Source organism: Neobacillus fumarioli NBRC 102428 (assembly GCF_001591485.1).
In the GTDB taxonomy this organism is placed as follows: domain Bacteria; phylum Bacillota; class Bacilli; order Bacillales; family Cytobacillaceae; genus Neobacillus; species Neobacillus fumarioli.
In genome coordinates, this window is sequence record NZ_BCUZ01000046.1 from 1 (window position 1) to 20447 (window position 20447).

General features: G+C 43.0%; 17 protein-coding genes, 1 pseudogene and 1 riboswitch. Of the genes and pseudogenes, 15 read left to right on the forward strand and 3 right to left on the reverse strand.

Annotated elements, in window-relative coordinates:
• Positions 1–552: 552 nt before the first annotated feature.
• A protein-coding gene (locus BFU02S_RS08925) for an IS3 family transposase (protein WP_157075886.1) occupies positions 553–1681 on the reverse strand; the annotation gives its coding sequence in 2 pieces (ribosomal slippage) (positions 553–1414 and positions 1413–1681; 1131 coding nt in all).
• A gap of 55 nt (positions 1682–1736) precedes the next feature.
• Between BFU02S_RS08925 and BFU02S_RS08935 the strand changes: the two are divergent.
• The 4 genes and pseudogenes from BFU02S_RS08935 to aroD all read left to right on the forward strand — a co-directional run.
• A pseudogene (locus BFU02S_RS08935) lies at positions 1737–2306 on the forward strand (TipAS antibiotic-recognition domain-containing protein); the annotation flags it as partial.
• Positions 2307–2487: 181 nt separating this feature from the next.
• A complete protein-coding gene (locus BFU02S_RS08940) occupies positions 2488–2895 on the forward strand; it encodes a hypothetical protein (protein ID WP_235842020.1) in 408 nt (135 codons plus the stop codon).
• 29 nt (positions 2896–2924) lie between these two features.
• The gene (locus BFU02S_RS08945) at positions 2925–3452 is read left to right on the forward strand and encodes a shikimate kinase (protein ID WP_084361044.1); all 528 of its coding nucleotides are present in this window, start codon (positions 2925–2927) and stop codon (positions 3450–3452) included.
• Positions 3453–3457: 5 nt separating this feature from the next.
• The gene (aroD, locus tag BFU02S_RS08950; protein ID WP_066369384.1) at positions 3458–4222 is read left to right on the forward strand and encodes a type I 3-dehydroquinate dehydratase; all 765 of its coding nucleotides are present in this window, start codon (positions 3458–3460) and stop codon (positions 4220–4222) included.
• Positions 4223–4290: 68 nt separating this feature from the next.
• On the opposite strand, the gene BFU02S_RS17795 is transcribed toward aroD, so the two are convergent.
• A complete protein-coding gene (locus BFU02S_RS17795; RefSeq protein ID WP_439951001.1) occupies positions 4291–4806 on the reverse strand; it encodes a CotG/ExsB N-terminal domain-containing protein in 516 nt (171 codons plus the stop codon).
• A 257-nt stretch (positions 4807–5063) separates the two neighbouring features.
• On the opposite strand from BFU02S_RS17795, the gene argC reads away from it, so the two are divergent.
• From argC to argH, 9 genes are all read left to right on the forward strand, one after another.
• A complete protein-coding gene (gene argC, locus BFU02S_RS08960; protein ID WP_066369388.1) occupies positions 5064–6101 on the forward strand; it encodes an N-acetyl-gamma-glutamyl-phosphate reductase in 1038 nt (345 codons plus the stop codon).
• Between the two features lie 119 nt (positions 6102–6220).
• Positions 6221–7423 carry a bifunctional ornithine acetyltransferase/N-acetylglutamate synthase gene (gene argJ, locus BFU02S_RS08965; RefSeq protein ID WP_066369417.1) on the forward strand — a complete coding sequence of 401 codons (1203 nt, stop codon included), beginning with the start codon at positions 6221–6223 and terminating at the stop codon, positions 7421–7423.
• An 18-nt stretch (positions 7424–7441) separates the two neighbouring features.
• Positions 7442–8245, forward strand: coding sequence for an acetylglutamate kinase (argB, locus tag BFU02S_RS08970; protein WP_174520335.1), 804 nt, complete (start codon positions 7442–7444; stop codon positions 8243–8245).
• Positions 8238–9437, forward strand: a complete 1200-nt coding sequence (gene argD, locus BFU02S_RS08975; protein WP_066369395.1) for an acetylornithine transaminase — start codon at positions 8238–8240, stop codon at positions 9435–9437. The genes argB and argD overlap by 8 nt, the downstream gene beginning before the upstream one ends.
• 6 nt (positions 9438–9443) lie before the next feature.
• A complete protein-coding gene (locus BFU02S_RS08980) occupies positions 9444–10520 on the forward strand; it encodes a carbamoyl phosphate synthase small subunit (protein ID WP_066369397.1) in 1077 nt (358 codons plus the stop codon).
• Complete coding sequence (gene carB, locus BFU02S_RS08985; protein WP_066369399.1) at positions 10507–13740, forward strand: carbamoyl-phosphate synthase (glutamine-hydrolyzing) large subunit; 3234 nt, start codon at positions 10507–10509, stop codon at positions 13738–13740. Before BFU02S_RS08980 ends, carB begins: the two co-directional genes overlap by 14 nt.
• Positions 13715–14680, forward strand: a complete 966-nt coding sequence (gene argF / locus BFU02S_RS08990) for an ornithine carbamoyltransferase (RefSeq protein WP_066369400.1) — start codon at positions 13715–13717, stop codon at positions 14678–14680. The genes carB and argF overlap by 26 nt, the downstream gene beginning before the upstream one ends.
• A 77-nt stretch (positions 14681–14757) precedes the next feature.
• Positions 14758–15969 (forward strand): argininosuccinate synthase, encoded by a 1212-nt coding sequence (locus BFU02S_RS08995; protein WP_066369409.1) that lies wholly within the window; start codon positions 14758–14760, stop codon positions 15967–15969.
• Between the two features lie 198 nt (positions 15970–16167).
• A complete protein-coding gene (argH, locus tag BFU02S_RS09000) occupies positions 16168–17544 on the forward strand; it encodes an argininosuccinate lyase (RefSeq protein ID WP_066369411.1) in 1377 nt (458 codons plus the stop codon).
• Positions 17545–17674: 130 nt separating this feature from the next.
• Here argH and BFU02S_RS09005 read toward each other — a convergent pair whose 3' ends face one another.
• On the reverse strand, positions 17675–18292 hold the full coding sequence (locus tag BFU02S_RS09005) for a DedA family protein (protein WP_066369413.1): 618 nt from the start codon (positions 18290–18292) through the stop codon (positions 17675–17677).
• Between the two features lie 171 nt (positions 18293–18463).
• Here BFU02S_RS09005 and BFU02S_RS09010 point away from each other — a divergent pair, with 171 nt between their 5' ends.
• Both BFU02S_RS09010 and BFU02S_RS09015 read left to right on the forward strand, forming a co-directional pair.
• Positions 18464–18682 carry a hypothetical protein gene (locus BFU02S_RS09010; protein WP_066369415.1) on the forward strand — a complete coding sequence of 73 codons (219 nt, stop codon included), beginning with the start codon at positions 18464–18466 and terminating at the stop codon, positions 18680–18682.
• 90 nt (positions 18683–18772) lie between these two features.
• Positions 18773–18886: riboswitch (SAM riboswitch) on the forward strand.
• A gap of 62 nt (positions 18887–18948) precedes the next feature.
• Positions 18949–20193 (forward strand): homoserine dehydrogenase, encoded by a 1245-nt coding sequence (locus tag BFU02S_RS09015; RefSeq protein WP_066369419.1) that lies wholly within the window; start codon positions 18949–18951, stop codon positions 20191–20193.
• Positions 20194–20447: the final 254 nt, after the last annotated feature.

Sequence of the window (20447 nt, forward strand, 5' to 3'; positions counted from 1 at the left end):
CTTATGAGTAAGTTATAACTTTCCGTTGAATCGGAATTCCTTATCGGAAAAGATAAGGTTTCCGGTGAAAGCTTTCCGGCTAAAGTGTATTTCCACTATTTTCATCACCTATTATCATGCCCGGCATTTATGATCCACTTGTTGGTTCTGTTCAGAATTACTTGTCCGGCATCTAGCCAAGTGGAAAATAAGAGGATCTTCCATATATAAGATTTAACACCATCTTATGTCCCAATCCGAATTTTTTTACTTCCCAAGCAACCCCATTTTAATGATAACTTTTATACAAAGCCCCCAATAACAATAACATCACAATATCCAACCTCGCATTGAAGGCAAATAAGGTGGACCCCTTCGTCAAGACACTAATTTAAAATTTTTAAGGTGGGTCAGAATCCATTATGGATGTCTGCTTTTAGGAGCTAGAGGTACTCACTGGGGCAGTGGGGTATCCTACTCCATTTTTTCTTCTCAGGGGAGGTTCTGTCAAGGGTGAGCGGAGCGAGGGCTTGCCGTACCCTTGACAGGTTCTCTCCTGAGAAGTATCCTCCCTTAAGGATGAATCACTCCGAGGCCATAAACGGAGGCGGGGGGTTTATAGCCAAGCGATTGGTGAGGGCATTCATAGTTATAGAAGTGGATAAAATTATTAATCTCTTTCCTTGCTTCTCTTGGGCTCTCGTAATCTTTTAAGTAAACCTCCTCATATTTAATCGTTCTCCATAGCCTCTCAGTAACAATATTGTCTAGGGCTCTTCCCTTGCCGTCCATACTAATTCGGATATCTTTAACTAGCAGTAATTCGGTATATTTGGGACTGGTGAAATGGCTGCCCTGATCACTATTTAGGATCTCAGGACGTCCCACCGACAGTGCCCGTTTCACAGCTTCTAAGATAAAGTCAATCTCTAGTGTTTGGTCAAGCTCCCAGCTAACGACAAAGCGAGAATACCAGTCTATTAGGGCCACAAGATACATCCAGCCACGTTGGAGGCGAATATAGGTGATATCGATACCCCAAACGTGGTTAGGATGAGTAATGGCTAAATTTCTAAGCAGATACGGATAAATCCGGTGCTCCAGATTGCGTTTACTAAGGTTAGGGCCAGGAGAAATCCCTGCAATGCCCATTTCCCTCATATGGCGTTGTACGGCCTTACGGTTAATATTTAGTCCATCGGCGTTTAGAACAGCAGTGATGCGTCTGGAACCGTAAAAGGGCCATTTGGTATAAATTTCGTCGATTTTGTGCTTGATAGATACTTCTTCAGGAGAAGGCTCGACTGGCTTATAATACAAGCTAGAACGATTAAGACCAAGCAGCTCAGCCTGGGTAGTGATTGGTAGCTCTTTATCATCCCAATCAATCATCTGAATACGTTCAGCCCTACTCCTTGATTCCAGATTTTTTTTTAAGCCACGACAATTGCGTGGTTAAACGGCCAACCTCAGCGTAGAGGTTTTCAATTTGATTTTCATATTCTGCCTTCATTTGATCTGTTTTTTTATTTTCTTTAGCAAAGATCGGAGGCATTTGTTCAAGAAATGCATTCCTCCATTGCCTAATTTGATTGACATGAATTCCATGAGCTGAAGCAATTTCATTCATGGTCTTTTCTTCTTTTAGGACCTCTAGCACGATTTGAGATTTGAACTCTGGTGTGTATCGTTTTCTCTTCATAAACCTACTTTAACATCTCCTCATTTCGTGTCTAGTTTCTTGGGTCCATTATAATATCAAGTCCATCATAACGGACCCTGCTTTTGACCGCTCAAAAGCACTGCAAGAACATCGGGAACAACTCCTCGAAAAACGTAAGCAGTTAGATCTATTGATTACCAATGTTGAGAAAACGATCGCCATGACCGAAGGGAGAATAAAGATGACCGATCAAGAAAAGTTTGAAGGCTTTAAGAAAAAATTGATTGAAGATAACGAAACACAATATGGCAAAGAAATCCGCGAAAAATATGGTGACGCTGTCGTAGAAAGGTCAAACGCCAAAGTCCTGAACATGACACAAACAGAGTACGATGAGGTGACAGCTTTAGAAAAACAGGTGAAACAAACTTTAGCTGAAGCCTTTAAAACCGGCAATCCAGCAGGAGAGCTGGCAAAAAAAGCTGCCGAACTTCACAAAAAATGGCTCACCTATTTTTGGAGTGATTACAGTAAAGAGGCCCACGCGAATCTTGCGCAAATGTATGTCGACGATGAAAGATTCAAAGCCTACTACGACAAGGAACAACCGGGAACAGCAGAATTTCTAAAGGACGCAATCAAACATTATACAGGAATAAAATAAATGAATCACGTATCAACCTGACACCGAATGGTATCAAGCATTATTTTTTTAGAAAAAATAATGTATTCACTACTGAAATGGTCCAAGCAATATCGATGATTTGGCATTATCTGGAGTATGAACCAAAAGGAGGTGATTTAAAACGGCTCATAAATCCACTGGGGTTTTCCGCGTGCCTGTTATGGAAAACGGGGTTGCGCCGACTGCTCTGAATTTTATGCTGAACAATGATTCCAACCATCATTCCAGTAAAGTTACAGTGATCGTCAAAAGAAGTCCCAACGTATTTTTTCCAGCTGTAAGGGATCTAGTTGAAATCTCTCGCACTCATGTTTCGTTAGCACCAAACCAAACCACCAAAATCGTGATCTTTACTCCAAACTTTGTTGCAGAAGACTTCCTTGATATCACCATCAGAGGAGAGGTAGATGATCTGGAAGATATGCTAGTATACTCTTTTTTAGCAGATAGCACTGGGCAAAACCTCTCTTCTACTGTTTTCAGAAATGAAGAATACACGATGGGGACTAAAAGACACTCGCCTAAATTTATTAGAGACTCTATGGGGTCTCTTTTTTTTGGTGTATGATTAAATTATTCTGGCAGCTAGGGGGATTAATGTTGAAACATCAATCAAAAAGTATCGTTTTGATCGGATATATGGGGGCAGGAAAGACAACGATCGGAAAATTGGTTGCAAAGAAACTTGGCCGTAAATTTGTTGATGTAGATGAAGAAATTGAAAAAGAATTTCAACTTCCTGCTTCAAAAATCTTTGAAACGTTTGGCGAACCGGCTTTTAGGGAAAGAGAGCAAAGTTTGATCGCAAGCCTTGTGCGGCAAGATCAACTAGTTCTTTCTCTGGGAGGAGGAGCATTTTTACAAGAAGAAACAAGAAAGATCTGCTTGTCCTCTAGTCTTGTGATATATCTTGATTTATCATTTGAAAGATGGAAGGACAGATTGGACTTAATTATTGATAGCCGGCCTGTTTTGAAAGGAAAAACGATTCATGAGATGGAAGAACTTTTTTATAAACGGCAGGAGATTTATGCTCATCATCATATAAAAATAGCCGTTGACAGCGGAGAAGCGGATCAATTGGCAGAAGAAATTGTCAAGATAGTCAAGCATAATAGAGGGTGAGAATAATGAAAAAAACAATCACGGTTCGTGGTGTCACCATTGGATCAGGGCAGCCAAAAATCTGCGTTTCATTAATGGGAAGAACAAACGCAGAATTAAGAGAAGAGGCGGACTACATAAAACAAATGGATGTCGATGTTGTGGAATGGCGGGCTGATTTTTTCGAGCAGATCGAAGATGTATCGAAGGTAAAAATGGCGCTGGTCGATATTCGTTCGTCCCTTCCTGACCATCCGATCATTTTTACGTTCCGAAGCAAAAAAGAAGGCGGAGAAAGGGAAGTAAGTTCACAGTATTATTTTTCATTAAATCGGGAAATGGTTACATCTGGGCTGGCAGATTTCATTGATATAGAGTTGATGAATGGCGAACGGGAGATTAGCCAATTAGTAAAAACAGCCCGTGAACATCATGTTTTCGTGATCATTTCGAATCATGATTTTGAAAAAACCCCGCCAAAAGAAGAAATCATCCAGCGCTTGAAAAAGGCGCAAGAGCTAGGAGCTGATTTACCGAAGATAGCGGTCATGCCCCGGACGAAGATGGATGTTCTAACATTATTGGAGGCAACTAGTATCGTGAGCGAAAAGTTTGCAGATGGACCGATCATCACCATGTCGATGGGAGGGCTGGGAGTCATCAGCCGGTTAGCCGGTGAAGTTTTCGGTTCTGCATTAACGTTTGGATCGGCAAAGAAAGCATCAGCACCTGGACAAGTTTCTGTCAACGAATTGCGGCAGGTTTTAAATCTTATACATGCCAATAAATGAAAACAAGCACTCATGACGATGAGTGCTTGTTTGAAGAAGGCATGCCGATGTTAATGCCGTTTCATTTCTTAACGGGGGCCAGATCGACGGCGGGAACGACGGCGACCGGAACGACGACGACTAGAACGGCGACCGGAACCACGGCTAGAGCGACGGCTCGAACGACGGCTAGAGCGCTGGCTCGAACTGCGATTGGAACTTAAACTGGAACGTTCACTTGAGCGGCGTCTTGACGATCGATAGATAATTAAGAGTCTCGAACTGCGTCTTGAGCTGCGGCTGGAACTGCGGCTCACCCTTTCGCTAGATTGACGGCTGGAACGTTGGCTGGACTGACGGCTAGAGCTGCGACTCACCCGTTGACTGGAACGACGGCTAGAACTGCGGCTCATTCGTTGGCTGGAACGGCGGCTAGAACTGCGTCTCGAACGGCTTGACAGCTGGCCTCTTGGGTCTTGATACATAAATTCCTCTAATCCTAACTCTTCAGCACTTCGTACAGCTTCTTGTATTTCTGTTGCAGTATAAAGAACCACACTAATCAACTCCTTTGATTTTTTAACCCCTGAAAGTAAATCTTTCATTGCTTTATCGTATGTGGACGGGTTTTTTCTGTATAGGGAAGATGCTTATTTTTGGTGGTATTTTCAACATTTTTTTCGGACAATTCCAATACAGCAGCCGGGGCGGATGCATAAAGTTTGAATATATTAAACTAAGTATTTGTAAACGTTTTCAAAGATAAAGGTTTATAAATTGAGAAAATTAGACGATTTTACGGTTGAATATTTATATACAAAAACGTATAATAATTCATTATAAAACCTTGGGAGTGAAGATCATGAAGGCAGCAATTATCGGCGGTACGGGATATGGCGCAATAGAGCTGACAAGGCTAATCCATAAACATCCACATTTAACGCTTGGAACAGTTATTTCAAACTCCCAAGCCGGAACCGAATTTAAAAGTGTTTATCCGCATCTATTAAACCTTGTGGAACAGCCGCTTGAAACCTTCAACGTGGAAAAAACAGCAGAAGAAAATGATCTTGTCTTTCTTGCAGCTCCATCTGGCGTGAGCAGCAGTCTTGTTCCACATCTCTTGGAAGCCGGTTTGAAAGTCATTGATTTATCTGGTGATTTCCGTTTGAGGTCGCAAACGACATATGAATCATGGTATAAATATACACCCGCAGCGAAAGAGTTCTTGGATCAAGCAGTCTATGGACTTAGTGAAATTTATCCGGAAAAAATTAAACATGCTAATCTCATTGCGAATCCTGGATGTTATCCGACCGCCTCAACGCTTGGACTAATTCCGGTCATTAAAACAAAGCTTACTGAACCGATGTCTATTATTATTGATGCTAAATCCGGTATTTCAGGAGCAGGAAGAGGACTTTCGCTGAACGCTCATTACGCAGAAATAAATGAAAACTTAAAAGCTTATAAACTCGGAGCACACCAGCATATACCAGAAATTGAACAAGTTCTGGCGGACGAAAGCGGCGTGCCTATAACGATCACCTTTACAACCTATTTAATCCCGATGACAAGAGGCATTATGTGTACGATGTATGTGAAGTTAAACGAAACGATTTCAATAGAAGAGATTCACGAAATATACCGTGAGTTTTATAAAAATAAACCGTTTGTCAGAATCAGACCAATCGGTGTTGTTCCTGCCACAAAAGAGGTTGCCGGATCCAATTATTGTGATATCGGCCTCCATGTTGACCACAGAACAAACCGTCTCACGATCATCTCTGTGATTGACAATCTAGTAAAAGGGGCAGCAGGGCAGGCCATCCAAAACGTAAATATCGCAAATGGCTGGGACGAAACAGCAGGACTTACAGATCTGCCAATCTATCCTTAATAAGAAAAGCGCAAGCGCCTTGGTCAGCCTCAACGGGCTAGGAGCTGGAGCTGGACAATAAAATAAGGGCTAACGAAGGGAGACAATCAAAATTGACACAAGCAACTCAAGCGAATGAAATGATGATTTTGGAAGACGGAAGTATTACCTTACCGAAAGGATTTAAAGCAGGAGGGATGCACTGCGGCGTCAAAAGAAAGAGATTAGATTTAGGATATATTGTTTCGGAAGTTCCTGCCGTAGCAGCCGGGGTGTATACGACCAATCTTTTTCAGGCAGCACCGCTGTTAGTGACACAAGAAGCCATCGCAAAAGAACATAAAATTCAAGCCGTTTTAGTCAACTCGGGAAATGCGAATGCCTGTACAGGGGAACAGGGGTTAAAGGATGCCTATACAATGCAAAAAGCGTTTGCCAGCCAATTAGGGATAGAAGATCATTTAGTAGCTGTAACTTCGACTGGCGTGATCGGAGAGCTTCTGCCGATGGATAAAATCAACATGGGAATTACCCGAATTTTGCAAAAAGAGCATGAAGCGGCTGAGAACTTTTTACAGGCGATTTTAACAACCGATACAACGGTGAAACAAATAGCCGTGCAAATGAAAATCAACGGGAAAACCGTCACCATCGGCGGCGCTGCCAAAGGATCTGGAATGATCCATCCGAATATGGCGACCATGCTCGGATTTGTGACAACAGATGCGAATGTTGCCGAGGAGGATCTTCTTCATGCGCTGAGAGAGGTAACCAACCATACATTCAATATGATTACTGTAGATGGCGACACAAGCACCAATGATATGGTACTCGTTATGGCCAACGGTCTTGCCGGAAATGACCAGTTGACAAAAGATCACCCGGACTGGGGAGTGTTTGTTGACGGCCTCCAGATTGTCTGTCAGTCGCTTGCGAAGAAAATCGCCAGAGACGGAGAAGGAGCGACAAAGCTTATCGAAGTGCAAGTAAGCGGTGCATTCAGCTTGGATGCCGCAAGGGCAGTTGGCAAGGCCATCATTTCTTCCAATCTCGTAAAAACCGCCATTTATGGAACGGATCCAAACTGGGGACGGATTGTGACCGCCATCGGCTACAGCGGAGTTCCGGTAGAACCAAATTTAGTGAAAGTTTCATTAGGGCCGATTACCGTATTCGAGAACGGCCTACCTGTTCTTTATGATGAAGCCCAAGCAAAAGAATACCTGGAACAAGAAAATGTTGTCATTTATGTTGATTTGTACCAGGGCGAATATGGTGCTTGCGCGTGGGGATGCGATTTAACCTATGATTACGTGAAAATTAATGCATCCTACCGTACTTGAGAAAGAGGAGAACGAGTGATGAAGTATCTTGTCATGAAGTGCGGCGGAAGTGTGTTAGAAAATCTGCCAAGGTCATTTTATGAAGACATTGTCAAAATACATGAATTCGGTGAATGGATTCCGGTCATTGTTCATGGGGGCGGTCCCTTAATTACGTCTCTGTTAAAAAGCTTCAATGTGGAAACAACCTTCGTTGGCGGCCTGCGAGTGACAAATGAGCAAGTATTGGACGTAGTTGAAATGGTGTTAAGTGGATCTGTGAATAAAGAAGTGGTCCGAAATATAATCGAAACTGGCGGCAAGGCTTTCGGCATCAGTGGTATTGATGGCGGCCTGCTGCAAGCTGAACCGACGGAAGATGCGAAAACTCTCGGATTTGTCGGCAAGGTTGTTTCGGTAAACAACAAGATCATAGAAGGGATTGTGGATCAAGGTTTCATTCCCGTTATTTCGCCGGTGGGCATCGATGCATACGGCCAACGCTATAACATCAATGGCGATGTTGCCGCTTCGGCGATTGCCAAGTCGTTAGGAGCAAATCTTTGTTTTATTAGTGACATTCCCGGAATTATGGTTGAAAAAGATGGAATCAAACAGAAATTGGATATAGTATCCAAATCGGTTATTGAAGAAATGATCGCTAACCAAACTATCTATGGCGGTATGATTCCAAAAGTAAAAGCAGCCATCGACGGACTCCTTTCTCACATCCCGGAAGTTGGGATTATCAACGGTATTGAGAAAAATAGTTTACTAGATTATGTGAGTGGCAAAAAGATCGGCACAAAAATTGTTTTAGAGGAGGAGATTTTCTATGGCTAACCACGTTCCCGTTCCGCAAATTTCACCCGTCATGGCAACCTACAGCCGTTTCCCTGTCACGATTGTCAAGGGAAAAGGAAGCTATGTATGGGATGACAAAGGAGCGAGCTATTTAGATTTCACCTCCGGAATTGCCACCTGCAACTTGGGGCATGTGCCGGATCAAGTGAAAGCGAAATTGGAAGAACAGCTGCAAAACCTATGGCATTGTTCAAATCTTTACCACATTCCGAACCAGCAGGAACTTGCGGCCCTTTTGACCGCCAACTCTTGCGGTGATCAAGTGTTCTTTTGCAACAGCGGAGCCGAGGCCAACGAAGCGGCCATCAAACTGGCGAGACGCTACGCTAGTAAAGTGAAGGGAAACCCGTCGCCTGTTGTGGTCACATTCAAGCAGTCGTTCCACGGTAGAACATTGGCGACATTAACGGCTACCGGGCAGGAAAAAATCCAGCAAGGTTTTTCACCATTAATGCCGGGATTTCAGCATTTACCGTTTAATGATACCGAGGAACTGTACCAGCTTTATACGATCAAGCCGGCAGCCGTCCTGTTGGAGCTTGTTCAGGGAGAAGGTGGCGTGATTCCGGCAGAACTGGAATGGGTGCAAAGATTGGCTGAAATTTGTAAGGAAAACGATATCCTCTTAATGGTCGATGAAATCCAAACGGGGATGGGAAGAACGGGAACACTATTTGCTTATGAGCAGTACGGAATTGAACCGGATGTGATCAGTGTGGCAAAAGGTCTCGGCTCAGGGTTTCCAATCGGGGCGGTCATCGCCAAGGAAGAAGCAGCCAAAGGGTTTGAACCCGGCAGCCACGGCAGCACCTTTGGCGGGAATCCGTTAGCTACTGCAGCGGGAGTGGCAACCATTACCCAAATGACAAAGACCAATCTGTTGGAACATGTTAGGGAGATGGCAACTCACCTGGATCAGCAGCTTCAAAGCCTAAAAGAAAAGTTCTCGATCATCGAAGATGTTCGCGGGAAAGGGCTGCTGAAAGGATTGGTTGTGAAAGGCAATGCGTTAGAAATTGTTCAAAAAGCGATTGCCAATCAACTTTTGATTTTAACAGCGGGGCAAAACATTGTCCGGATTTTACCGCCACTAACGGTGACAAAAGTGGAAATTGATGAATTTACGAACAAGTTGGACGAAACAATCCAAAGCATCGAGAAAGGCGAGTGAGGGTTTTTGGAACAAGGGTACCTTACTTTGGAAACGGGAGAGGTGTTTGAAGGCTTTCTGATCGGGGCAGACAAAGACTCTCTCGGCGAAGTGGTTTTTAATACTAGTATGACCGGTTATCAGGAAATCATTACAGATCCGTCCTATGCCGGACAAATTATTACCTTTTGTTATCCGATCATTGGAAACTACGGGGTTAATGCACATGATGATGAATGCATTTTTCCTGTCTTAGCGGGAGTGGTAATTGGCGATTTATGTGAAACGCCGAGCCACTATCAATCAATCGAAAAATTTTCTGAAAAACTAAACTCTGCCGGGGTAACCGGGCTTGCTGGAGTCGATACAAGACTTCTTGTGAAAACGATCCGCAGCCGCGGAACCGTTAAAGGATATATCGGGAAATCACCCATTACGGAATTTCCTATGGCAGAAAGCGAACCATGCTGGGTTGAGAAAGTGTCCACAAAGAACGTGCAATTTTTCACCAACAATGGCCCGCATGTGGTTCTGATTGATTACGGCCATAAAAAATCGATTCTTACGGCTCTATTGGCTGAACATTGTGCCGTTACCTTGGTACCATACAATACGCCGCTTGAAAAAATCAAAGCATTAAATCCGGACGGTGTGGTGTTAAGCAATGGACCAGGCGACCCGATGGATTTACAGAATTGGTTTGCGGAAATCAAAAAAATCACTGAGCATTATCCAACACTGGGAATCTGCCTCGGTCATCAATTAATTGCCCTTTCCTACGGAGCCAAAACAGAAAAGCTCCTATACGGCCACCGCGGCGGCAATCATCCGGTGAAAGAACTGGAAACCGGAAAGGTCAAAATCACCGCCCAAAACCACAGCTATGTGGTGGTGGACCACAGCATCGATCACAACGTATTCGATATCACATATCGCAATGTCAATGATCAATCGATCGAAGGCTTAAAACATAAAACCTATCCGATTCAAACGGTGCAATTCCATCCGGAAGCTCATCCGGGACCGAGCGATACCGCTTATATTTTTACAGATTTTATACACCAGATTGCGTCATTAGGAGAAACTCGTTATGCCGTTAAATAAACAGTTAAAAAAAGTACTTGTCATTGGTTCTGGCCCAATTGTGATCGGGCAGGCAGCGGAATTTGATTATGCCGGAACACAGGCATGTATCGCGTTGAAAGAAGAAGGCTTGGAAGTTGTTTTAATCAATAACAACCCGGCAACGATTATGACCGACGAAACGATTGCTGATAAGGTCTATATTGAACCGCTCGACATCTGCTCAATTGAAAAAATCATTCAAAAGGAAAAGCCGGATGGGGTGATCGGCACCCTTGGCGGCCAGACTGGCTTGAATTTGGCAGTTGAGTTATATGAACAGGGGATTTTAGACAAATACAATGTGAAACTTTTGGGTACGTCTGTTGAATCCATTAAAAAAGGTGAGGATCGGGAAAAGTTCCGCAACTTGATGCTGGCAATCGGCGAGCCAATTCCAGAATCGGCGATCATTCATAGCTATGAAGAAGGCGTCCAGTTTGTACAAGAAATCGGGTTTCCAGTTATTATCCGCCCGGCTTATACCCTTGGGGGAGACGGGGGCGGTTTTGCCTATAATGAAGAAGATCTTGAAGTCGTGTTGAAGAAAGGTTTGGCAGCCAGCCCGATTCATCAAGTATTGGTTGAAAAAAGCATCAAAGGCTGGAAGGAAATTGAGTACGAGGTCATGCGGGATGCTAATGACACATGCATCATTGTATGCAATATGGAAAATATGGACCCTGTTGGGGTTCATACGGGAGACTCCATCGTTGTTGCCCCGTCACAGACCCTAACAGATGTGCAATATCAAATGCTCCGCGATGTTTCGATTAAGGTCATTCGCGAATTGGGAATTATCGGCGGCTGCAATATTCAATTTGCCCTTCATCCGGAATCAAATCAATATTATATTATTGAAGTCAACCCAAGGGTAAGCCGTTCCTCTGCCCTTGCGTCGAAAGCAACCGGCTATCCGATTGCCCGGATGGCAGCAAAATGTGCAGTCGGTTACCATTTGGATGAAATTATCAATCCAATCACCGGGAATACGTTTGCCTCCTTTGAACCGGCGATTGACTATATTGTCGTCAAACTGCCGCGTTTCCCGTTTGATAAGTTCCCTGAAGCAGACCGCTCGCTGGGAACACAAATGAAAGCAACCGGAGAAGTCATGGCGATTGACCGTACATTCGAAGGAGCGTTAAACAAAGCGATCCGTTCGATGGAAATGAATGTTTACGGTTTGTTAAGGGAAATCAATCAAACCATAGCTGAACAAGACTTGTTTGATTTGCTTGCAAAAGCGAATGATCAGCGGCTGTTTATGATGGCCGAAGCGTTCAGAAGAGGGATCCCGCTTGCTACCATTCAACGTTTGACCGAAATTGACCCGTGGTTTTTACACAAAATTAGCGGCATCGTGTCATTGGAAATGGAATTGGCTTCCTATCAGTGGAGTGAAGTTCCGGATTCCCTATTGAAGAAAGCCAAACGCATGAATATTTCTGATAAATTGTTGGCGAGCATTTTTAAGATTCCGGAAAAACAAGTACGTGATAAGCGGAAAGAATTAGGATTAAAACCAGGCTTCAAGATGGTTGATACGTGTGCGGCTGAATTTGATGCGGTGACCCCATATTATTATTCTACTTGGCATGGATTTGACGAAGTGGAAGTAACAAAGGACAGAAAGATTCTCGTCATCGGCTCAGGCCCGATCCGCATTGGCCAGGGAATAGAATTTGATTACTGCTCCGTCCATGCCGCGGGGGCGATTAAGAAAAAGGGCTATAAAGCAGTCGTGATCAATAATAATCCGGAAACCGTAAGCACGGATTATTCCGTTGCGGACAGTTTGTATTTTGAACCGCTGACAGCCGAAGATGTGCTCCATGTCATCGAAAAGGAACAGGTGGAAGGAGTATTGATTCAATTTGGCGGGCAAACAGCGATCAATCTTGCCCATGACTTGGAAGAAGAAGGTGTCAACATTTTGGGCACCACAGTGCAAAATGTCGACCGGCTTGAAGATCGTAAAGAGTTTTATCAGTTATTAGAAGACTTGAATATTCCGCATATTGAGGGCAGCACCGCAAGTTGTGTTGAGGAGCTGATGAAGGCAGCAGCCGAACTGGGCTATCCTGTTCTCGTCCGGCCATCCTATGTCATTGGCGGCCAATCGATGTTTACGATTTTTTCCGAAGCAGAACTAAAAAGTTACGTGGGTCAGCTGGAACAGAATGCAAATGAGAAAATGTGGCCGTTATTAGTGGATAAATATTTGCCTGGTCTTGAATGTGAAATTGATTGTATCAGTGACGGCTGCCAGATTCTCGTTCCAGGTATCTTTGAACATATCGAGAAAGCAGGCGTTCATTCAGGGGACAGTATCTCCGTCTTTCCGCCAATTTCTATATCAAGCGAGCATAAAGCTTTATTAATTGATTATGCCGAGCGGATTGCAAAGACAGCTCCTGTTATCGGAATCATGAACATCCAATTTGTCATACACGAAAATCAAGTGTACTGTCTGGAAGTCAATCCAAGGGCATCAAGAACGGTACCTATCATCAGTAAGGTAACGGGCGTTCCGATGATTGACTTAGCACTTAGCGTTCAATTAGGGGAATCATTAGCCAAATTAACCACTGTCAGCGGGCTGCGCGATGAATCAAATTATTATTCTGTCAAAGCGCCTATTTTTTCATCTAGTAAATTAAAGGGTGTCGATCATGTCCTAGGCCCGGAAATGAAATCGACCGGTGAAGTTCTTGGAATGGGTGAGACCTTCCTAGAGGCACTTGGCAAAGCGATTCCGTCACTTGGCGGCAATCTTGGTGAGCAATATCTTTTATGCTCGATTTCCGATCGGGAAAAACCGGCAAGCCTTCTTTCGATCGAGCAGCTTGCGAAACAGTTTAAACTTGCCGCAACCGTTGGAACGGCTGAATTTTTACAAAGCAATGGCATCCCTGTGGAAGCGGTGATCCAAACAGAACAGGATGTAAATGAGTTATTCCGCAATCATTCAGTCAGAGCTGTGATCAATACTCCTAACCAAGGGAGAAATAAATCGAAATTTGGTTTTTACATGCGCGAGCAGGCTATTCGCTATAAGGTGCCCGTGTTTACACACTTAGACACAGTTAAAGCCAGCCTTCAATTGCAAACCGGAGGACATTTTGAAGTACGGACAATAAGTGAATATCATTTAGAGAAGAGAGGTGCTGTTCATGGCGGAAGTTATTCAGTTGAATGAAGAGATCCTGCAATTTAAAGGGAAGGACTTTTTACAGCTCTCCGATTACACACCGGAGGAGATTTTATATATGCTGGATGTGGCAAAAGAACTGAAAGCCTTGCAAAAACAGGGAAAGCCCCATCCATATCTGGCCGGCAAAGTGCTTGGGATGATTTTTGAAAAATCTTCAACCCGCACAAGAGTTTCGTTTGAAGTTGGCATGCTACAGCTTGGCGGCCATGCCATCTTTCTAAGCTCGAAGGATATTCAGCTGGGAAGAGGAGAGACAATTTCCGATACTGCAAAAGTGTTATCGCGCTACGTAGATGCCATTATGATTCGTACATTCAGCCACGCGTCTGTAGAAGAATTGGCTTTCAATGCAACGATTCCTGTCATTAACGGCTTAACCGACCTGCAGCACCCAACGCAAGTGCTAGCTGATTTGTTAACCATTCAGGAACATAAGGGAAAATTGGCTGGACTGAAACTTTGTTACGTTGGGGATGGCAATAATAATATGGCTCACTCGCTGCTCGAGGGAGCGGTCAAAGTAGGCATGGATATCAGCATTGCAAGCCCCTCAGGTTATTTGCCGGATGGGACCATAACGGAAAAAGCAATCAAAGCTGGTACTGAAACGGGAAGTACGGTGATGATCACGAATGATCCAGTTAAAGCTATTCAAGATGCCGATGTCGTTGTAACGGACGTTTGGGCCAGTATGGGCCAGGAAGCAGAAGCAGGAGAACGACTGAAGGCTTTTGAGGCATATCAAGTGAATGAAGCATTATGCAAACATGCGAAAGAGGATTATATCTTTTTGCATTGCCTGCCGGCCCACCGCGGCGAAGAAGTAACTGCAGAAATTATCGACGGTCCGCATTCTGTTGTATTTGATGAAGCAGAAAACCGCCTTCACGCCCAAAAAGCAATTTTAAAATTATTACTAAATTAATAGTAGAAATTTTTATGTGATTCATTGTATAATAATTCTATCAGATGAATATTAATTCAAGACAAAGGAGCTTTAACATGGCAAAAGAGAAAATTGTATTAGCCTATTCAGGGGGTTTAGATACATCCGTATCAGTCAAATGGATTCAAGAAAAATACGGTTATGATGTCATTGCTTTAGGACTTGATGTCGGCGAAGGGAAAGATCTTGAAGCGATTAAAGACAAGGCCCTGAATGTTGGCGCCATTAAAGCATATATTGTAGATGCGAAAGAAATGCTGGCAAAAGATTATATTTTACCAGCTTTAAAGGCTAATTGTTTATATGAAGGGAAATATCCGCTATCTTCCGCCTTATCAAGACCGCTTATTTCGAAATTATTAGTGGAAGTTGCGGAGAAAGAAGGCGCAGCAGCAGTAGCCCACGGCTGTACGGGAAAAGGAAATGACCAAGTGCGTTTTGAGGTTTCCGTGCAGGCACTCAATCCAAACTTAAAAGTCATCGCACCTGTCCGTGAATGGGGCATGACCCGCGATGAGGAAATCGAATATGCGAAGAAACACGGCATTCCGATTCCGGTTGATTTAGACAACCCATTCTCTATTGATGCCAACATCTGGGGCCGCGCTTGTGAGGCTGGTGTCCTTGAGAACCCATGGGCAGAGGCACCGGAAGAAGCCTTCGATTGGACCAATCCAATCGAACTGACACCGGATGCACCGGAGTATATTGAAATTGACTTTGAACAAGGGGTTCCTGTTGCGCTGAATGGCACAAAACTTGGGCTGGTAGAACTGATTGAAACGCTAAATGAGCTTGGAGGCAAACACGGTGTCGGCCGCATCGACCATATCGAAAACCGTCTGGTCGGCATTAAATCCCGCGAAGTGTATGAAAATCCAGCTGCCCTTATTTTAATTAATGCCCATAAAGAATTAGAGTTCTTAACCTTGCCGCGTGAAGTAACCCAATTTAAGACACAGGTCGAACAGCAAATGGCCAAAATCATTTACGAAGGGCTATGGTTCTCACCTTTAAAAGCTGCACTCGATGCGTTTATCGAAGAAACGCAAAAAGTGGTATCAGGCACCATTCGCATCAAGCTATTTAAAGGCACTCACACCGTTGTCGGTCGCAAGTCCGTTCACAGCTTGTATAACGAGGAACTGGCAACCTATACAAAAGGAGACGCCTTCGACCACAACGCTGCCGTCGGTTTTATCAAATTATGGGGCCTGCCGACAAAAGTATATGCTGAGGTCAATAATAAAACAGAGGTATTGAAATAATTTTAAATGAGCGCCCTCGAAATCGATTCGGGGGTCGACTCATTAGTGGGGAACTTCATAGGTCCATAAAAACTGATTTCATGGCCCAAAAAGAAGGAAAGTCGGTTGTATTTGTCCATAAGAACCGATTCATGTACTACAAAGATAAGATCTTAAGTCAATCACGACAAATCATCTAAATTTAAAGGAGGAACCATCATGTCAAAGCTATGGGGCGGGCGGTTTACAAAAGAAACGAACAAGCTGGTCGAAGAATTCACGGCTTCGATTCCGTTTGATCAGAAGTTAGCGAAAGAGGACATCGCAGGAAGCCTTGCCCATGTTCAAATGCTAGGAGAGTGCGGCATTATTCCAATGGAAGATGCGGAAAAAATCAAACAAGGACTGCACTCCATTAAAGAAATGATCGACCGCAATGAAGTCGAATTTTTAATAGAAGATGAAGATATTCATATGAACATCGAAAAGTTGTTAATCGAAAAAATCGGCCCGACAGGTGGCAAGCTTCATACCGGAAGAAGCCGAAATGACCAGGTGGCTACCGATATGCATCTTTACCTAAGAACCAAAACAACAGATCTGATTAAATTGGTCGAAGACGTTCAAAAAGCTCTAATTCAGCAAGCAAAAGAACATATCGATACATTGATCCCGGGATACACGCATTTACAGCGGGCCCAGCCGGTTTCCTTCGCCCACCATTTAATGGCTTATTTTTGGATGTTTGAACGTGATAAAGAGAGATTAATAGATTCTTTAAAGCGAATTAACTGGCTGCCGCTCGGTTCCGGAGCACTCGCAGGGACGACATTCCCGATCAACCGCGACAGGGTTGCCGAGCTGTTAGGTTTTGAGACGATTTATCCAAATAGTATGGATGCCGTCAGCGACCGTGATTTTATTCTGGAATTTCTGTCGATTGGTTCTATCATCATGACACATATTTCCCGTTTGTCAGAAGAGCTGGTTTTATGGTCAAGCCAGGAATTTCAATTCATTGAACTGGATGATTCGTTCTGTACAGGTTCAAGCATCATGCCGCAGAAAAAGAACCCTGACGTTCCCGAGCTGCTCCGCGGGAAAACAGGACGCACGTACGGCAATTTAATCGGCTTACTGACCGTTTTAAAAGGCTTGCCTCTCGCATATAACAAAGATTTACAGGAAGATAAAGAAGGTATGTTTGATACGGCGGAAACGCTGGAAGGCTCATTAAAACTTCTGGCACCAATGATTAAATCCATGACTGTAAATAAGGATGTTATGCGTAAAGCAATCAATCATGACTTTTCCAATGCCACAGACATTGCTGATTATTTGGTAACAAAAGGCTTACCTTTCCGCGAAGCCCACGAAGTCATTGGAAAAATTGTTTTATATGCAATTCAATCCAATAAATTCTTGCTTAATTTAAAGCTTGAAGAATATCAGCAATTTAGTTCGTTATTTGGAGAGGATATTTATGAGGTACTGGCTCCTGAGCATGTCGTGTCGGTCCGGAACAGTTTTGGCGGAACTTCTCCGGAACAGGTCAGTGAGCAAATAAAGCTTGCCGAAGAGAAACTGAATAAATAATGAAAAATGGCTATCAAAACCCTAGTGAACCCTAGAGATAAACAAGCGTCCTCAGTATTGCCACTGTAGTCACTAGATTTGCACCCTTGAAAATCATTGCGATGTCTCGATTTTCAAGGGTTTTGTCATTCTATTCAGAAGCCTTTCTTTCTCTTACAATGTTTACAATTAAGTAAATGACAATAACCAACACAATCGCCACAACGACATATGCAATTGGATGCAGGACGTTTTGAATATTCCCCCAATTTTTGCCCAACAGGTATCCGACATAAGTTAAGATGCCTGCCCAAATCAAACTCCCAATCGTCGTATAACCAATAAATTTGCTAAGGGGCATACGGGCGATTCCGGCCGGTAGAGAAATAAATGTACGAATGCCAGGCAAAATCCGGCAGAGAAATACAGTCATTTCTCCGCGCTTCGCGAACCATCTTTCAGCAGATGCTAAATGTTTTTGTGATAAAAAGCCATACTTCCCAAAGCGATCAATGAATCGAATTCCACCCCAATATCCCACCGCATAGGCAAGTAAAGAGCCAATTAGATTTCCAATGGTTCCAGCTAAAATAACCCCGATCAGATTTAAATGCCCTGTGGAAACTAGGTAGCCTCCAAACGGCATGATCATTTCGCTCGGAATCGGGATGCAGGCACTCTCAAAAATCATTCCGATCAGGATTCCCAAATAACCGATGGAATTGATCCAATTTATGGCAATCTCGCCTAAATGATGTAAAATGCTCATCTAAACTTCTCCTTCATTTATTTTGACCATTTTCATTTTATCTTTAAAAAGATTCATATACCTTTCCACCGGATTAAAAAAATATTAATTATTTCTTAACATGCGCAAATCTGGCGATCCATCATGTTAAATTAATAAAGGCTTAATACTATTAGGAAAACAGGTGATGGTATGAGTAAAGATAAGCATAATCTATTAATGGCAATTTGCATAACATTGATATTTGTTTGTTTCCATCTGTCTAAAGAAAGGCCTTTTTCTGTACTTGATCACAAGTTAGCGCTGGCTGCTGATTTTGTCACAGATGTTTCCAATATCCATCAAAGAAGCGGGGAAGCAACGGTTAATGATTGGGAGAGATTATTACATAACGTAATAGACCATCAATAACTTTTTTCTCGCAAACTATTGACATTGGCAGAAGTTTCAGCTAACATTCATTTTATATATTGAGAAATAAATAAATAATCAGATAATTAACTCTTATCCAGAGCGGCGGAGGGACTAGGCCCAATGAAGCCCGGCAACCTTCAAGGTATCCCCTTGAAAAGGTGCTAATTCCTGCAGGTTCATATGGAACCTGAAAGATAAGAGGAGGAATACGCCCTCTTCTTATGAAGAGGGCTTTTCTATTTTTCAAAAAGGAGCGGACGGAAATGACGGTATTGAAAGTGGCGATTTTAGGGTTTGGAACAGTGGGGGAAGGGGTATATAGGATCATTCAATCCCATGCAGATGAATTACAGAAAGTGATCGGGAAGAAAGTGGAGGTGGCCGCGTGTCTAGTTAAAAATAAGCAAAAGGCAAGAGATATTCATGAAAATGTATTGGTAACCGATGATTTTGAAGAAATCCTTGGACTTCCACAGCTCGATATTGTGGTAGAGGCGATCGTAGGCAAAGAGCCAACCTTTACCTATTTAACAAAGGCAATTCAGCGTAGATGTCACATAGTTACCGCCAACAAAGAAATGTTTGCTCACCATGGGAATGAATTACTTGAATTGGCTAAAGAATATCATGTGTCAGTCGGCTTTGAAGCAACGGTAGCAGGAGGAATCCCAGTCATTCAAACATTAAGGCAACTATTACAAGTCAATCGGATTTCGAAAATTCAAGGTATATTAAATGGAACCTCTAATTTCATCTTGACCGAAATGCGGGAAAAGAAGCAGTCATTTGCGGAAAGCTTATTGCTTGCGCAAAGAAATGGGTACGCCGAAGCTGATCCGACGAATGATGTCGAAGGCTTTGATGCTTTTTATAAAACCATGATCCTCAGCCGAATCGCCTTTGGAGAAGAACCGGACTGGCTTACGGTGGAGCGCGAAGGGATAACGGGGATTACGAGTGAGTTGATCAATGCCGCTGAAAAATTGGAGTTAAGATTTAAGCATGTTGCCTCTGTGTGGAAAGAAGGCAATCGAATTATTGGCTCTGTTAAGCCGGTATTAGTTGGGAAGGAGCACCCTTTTTATCATGTTGAAGGAGTAGAGAATGCGGTTAATGTTCACTCTGATATTGTCGGGCGAATCACACTGCAAGGACCGGGAGCGGGAATGTTCCCAACAGCCAGTGCGATGATCGAAGATTTAGTCTATGTATCCGTTAATCAGAAAGACAAACGATGTTTCTCTCAGTATCAATCACAGGCGAAAGAACAGCCGGATGAATTTTGGTTAATCCATGGCATTAAAGGGACAGTGAACTCGCAAATTACTGTGATTGAAGAACCAGTGGAAGGATTTTTCGTCATAAAAGCAGCCAAAAAAGAGCTGGAACATTTAGCTTTACAGCACAAGGCGGTTCGTTACTTTTCCATATTGGAATTTGAAAAATCATTAGTGGGCCAATTTGAAATAAATGAAAATTCAAGTATCCAGACTTTTATTCACATCTAAAGTCCTATATTATCAATATTCCATGTGGTTATACACATTATCCACAAAACTGTTCACATAAGTTACTAACATTTAAAAACATTGAGAGAAAGCACATAATAAAATCATTCAAAGATAAAATTCACATTATCCACATTATCCACAGATAGAAGGGGATAAGTTTGTGAAAGTTAACAATTTGTTCAAATTTCTAATATTTAAATATTGCAATTTATTTTTAGAAAGGATCAATTCCATCTTTTTCTTAAAAGGGG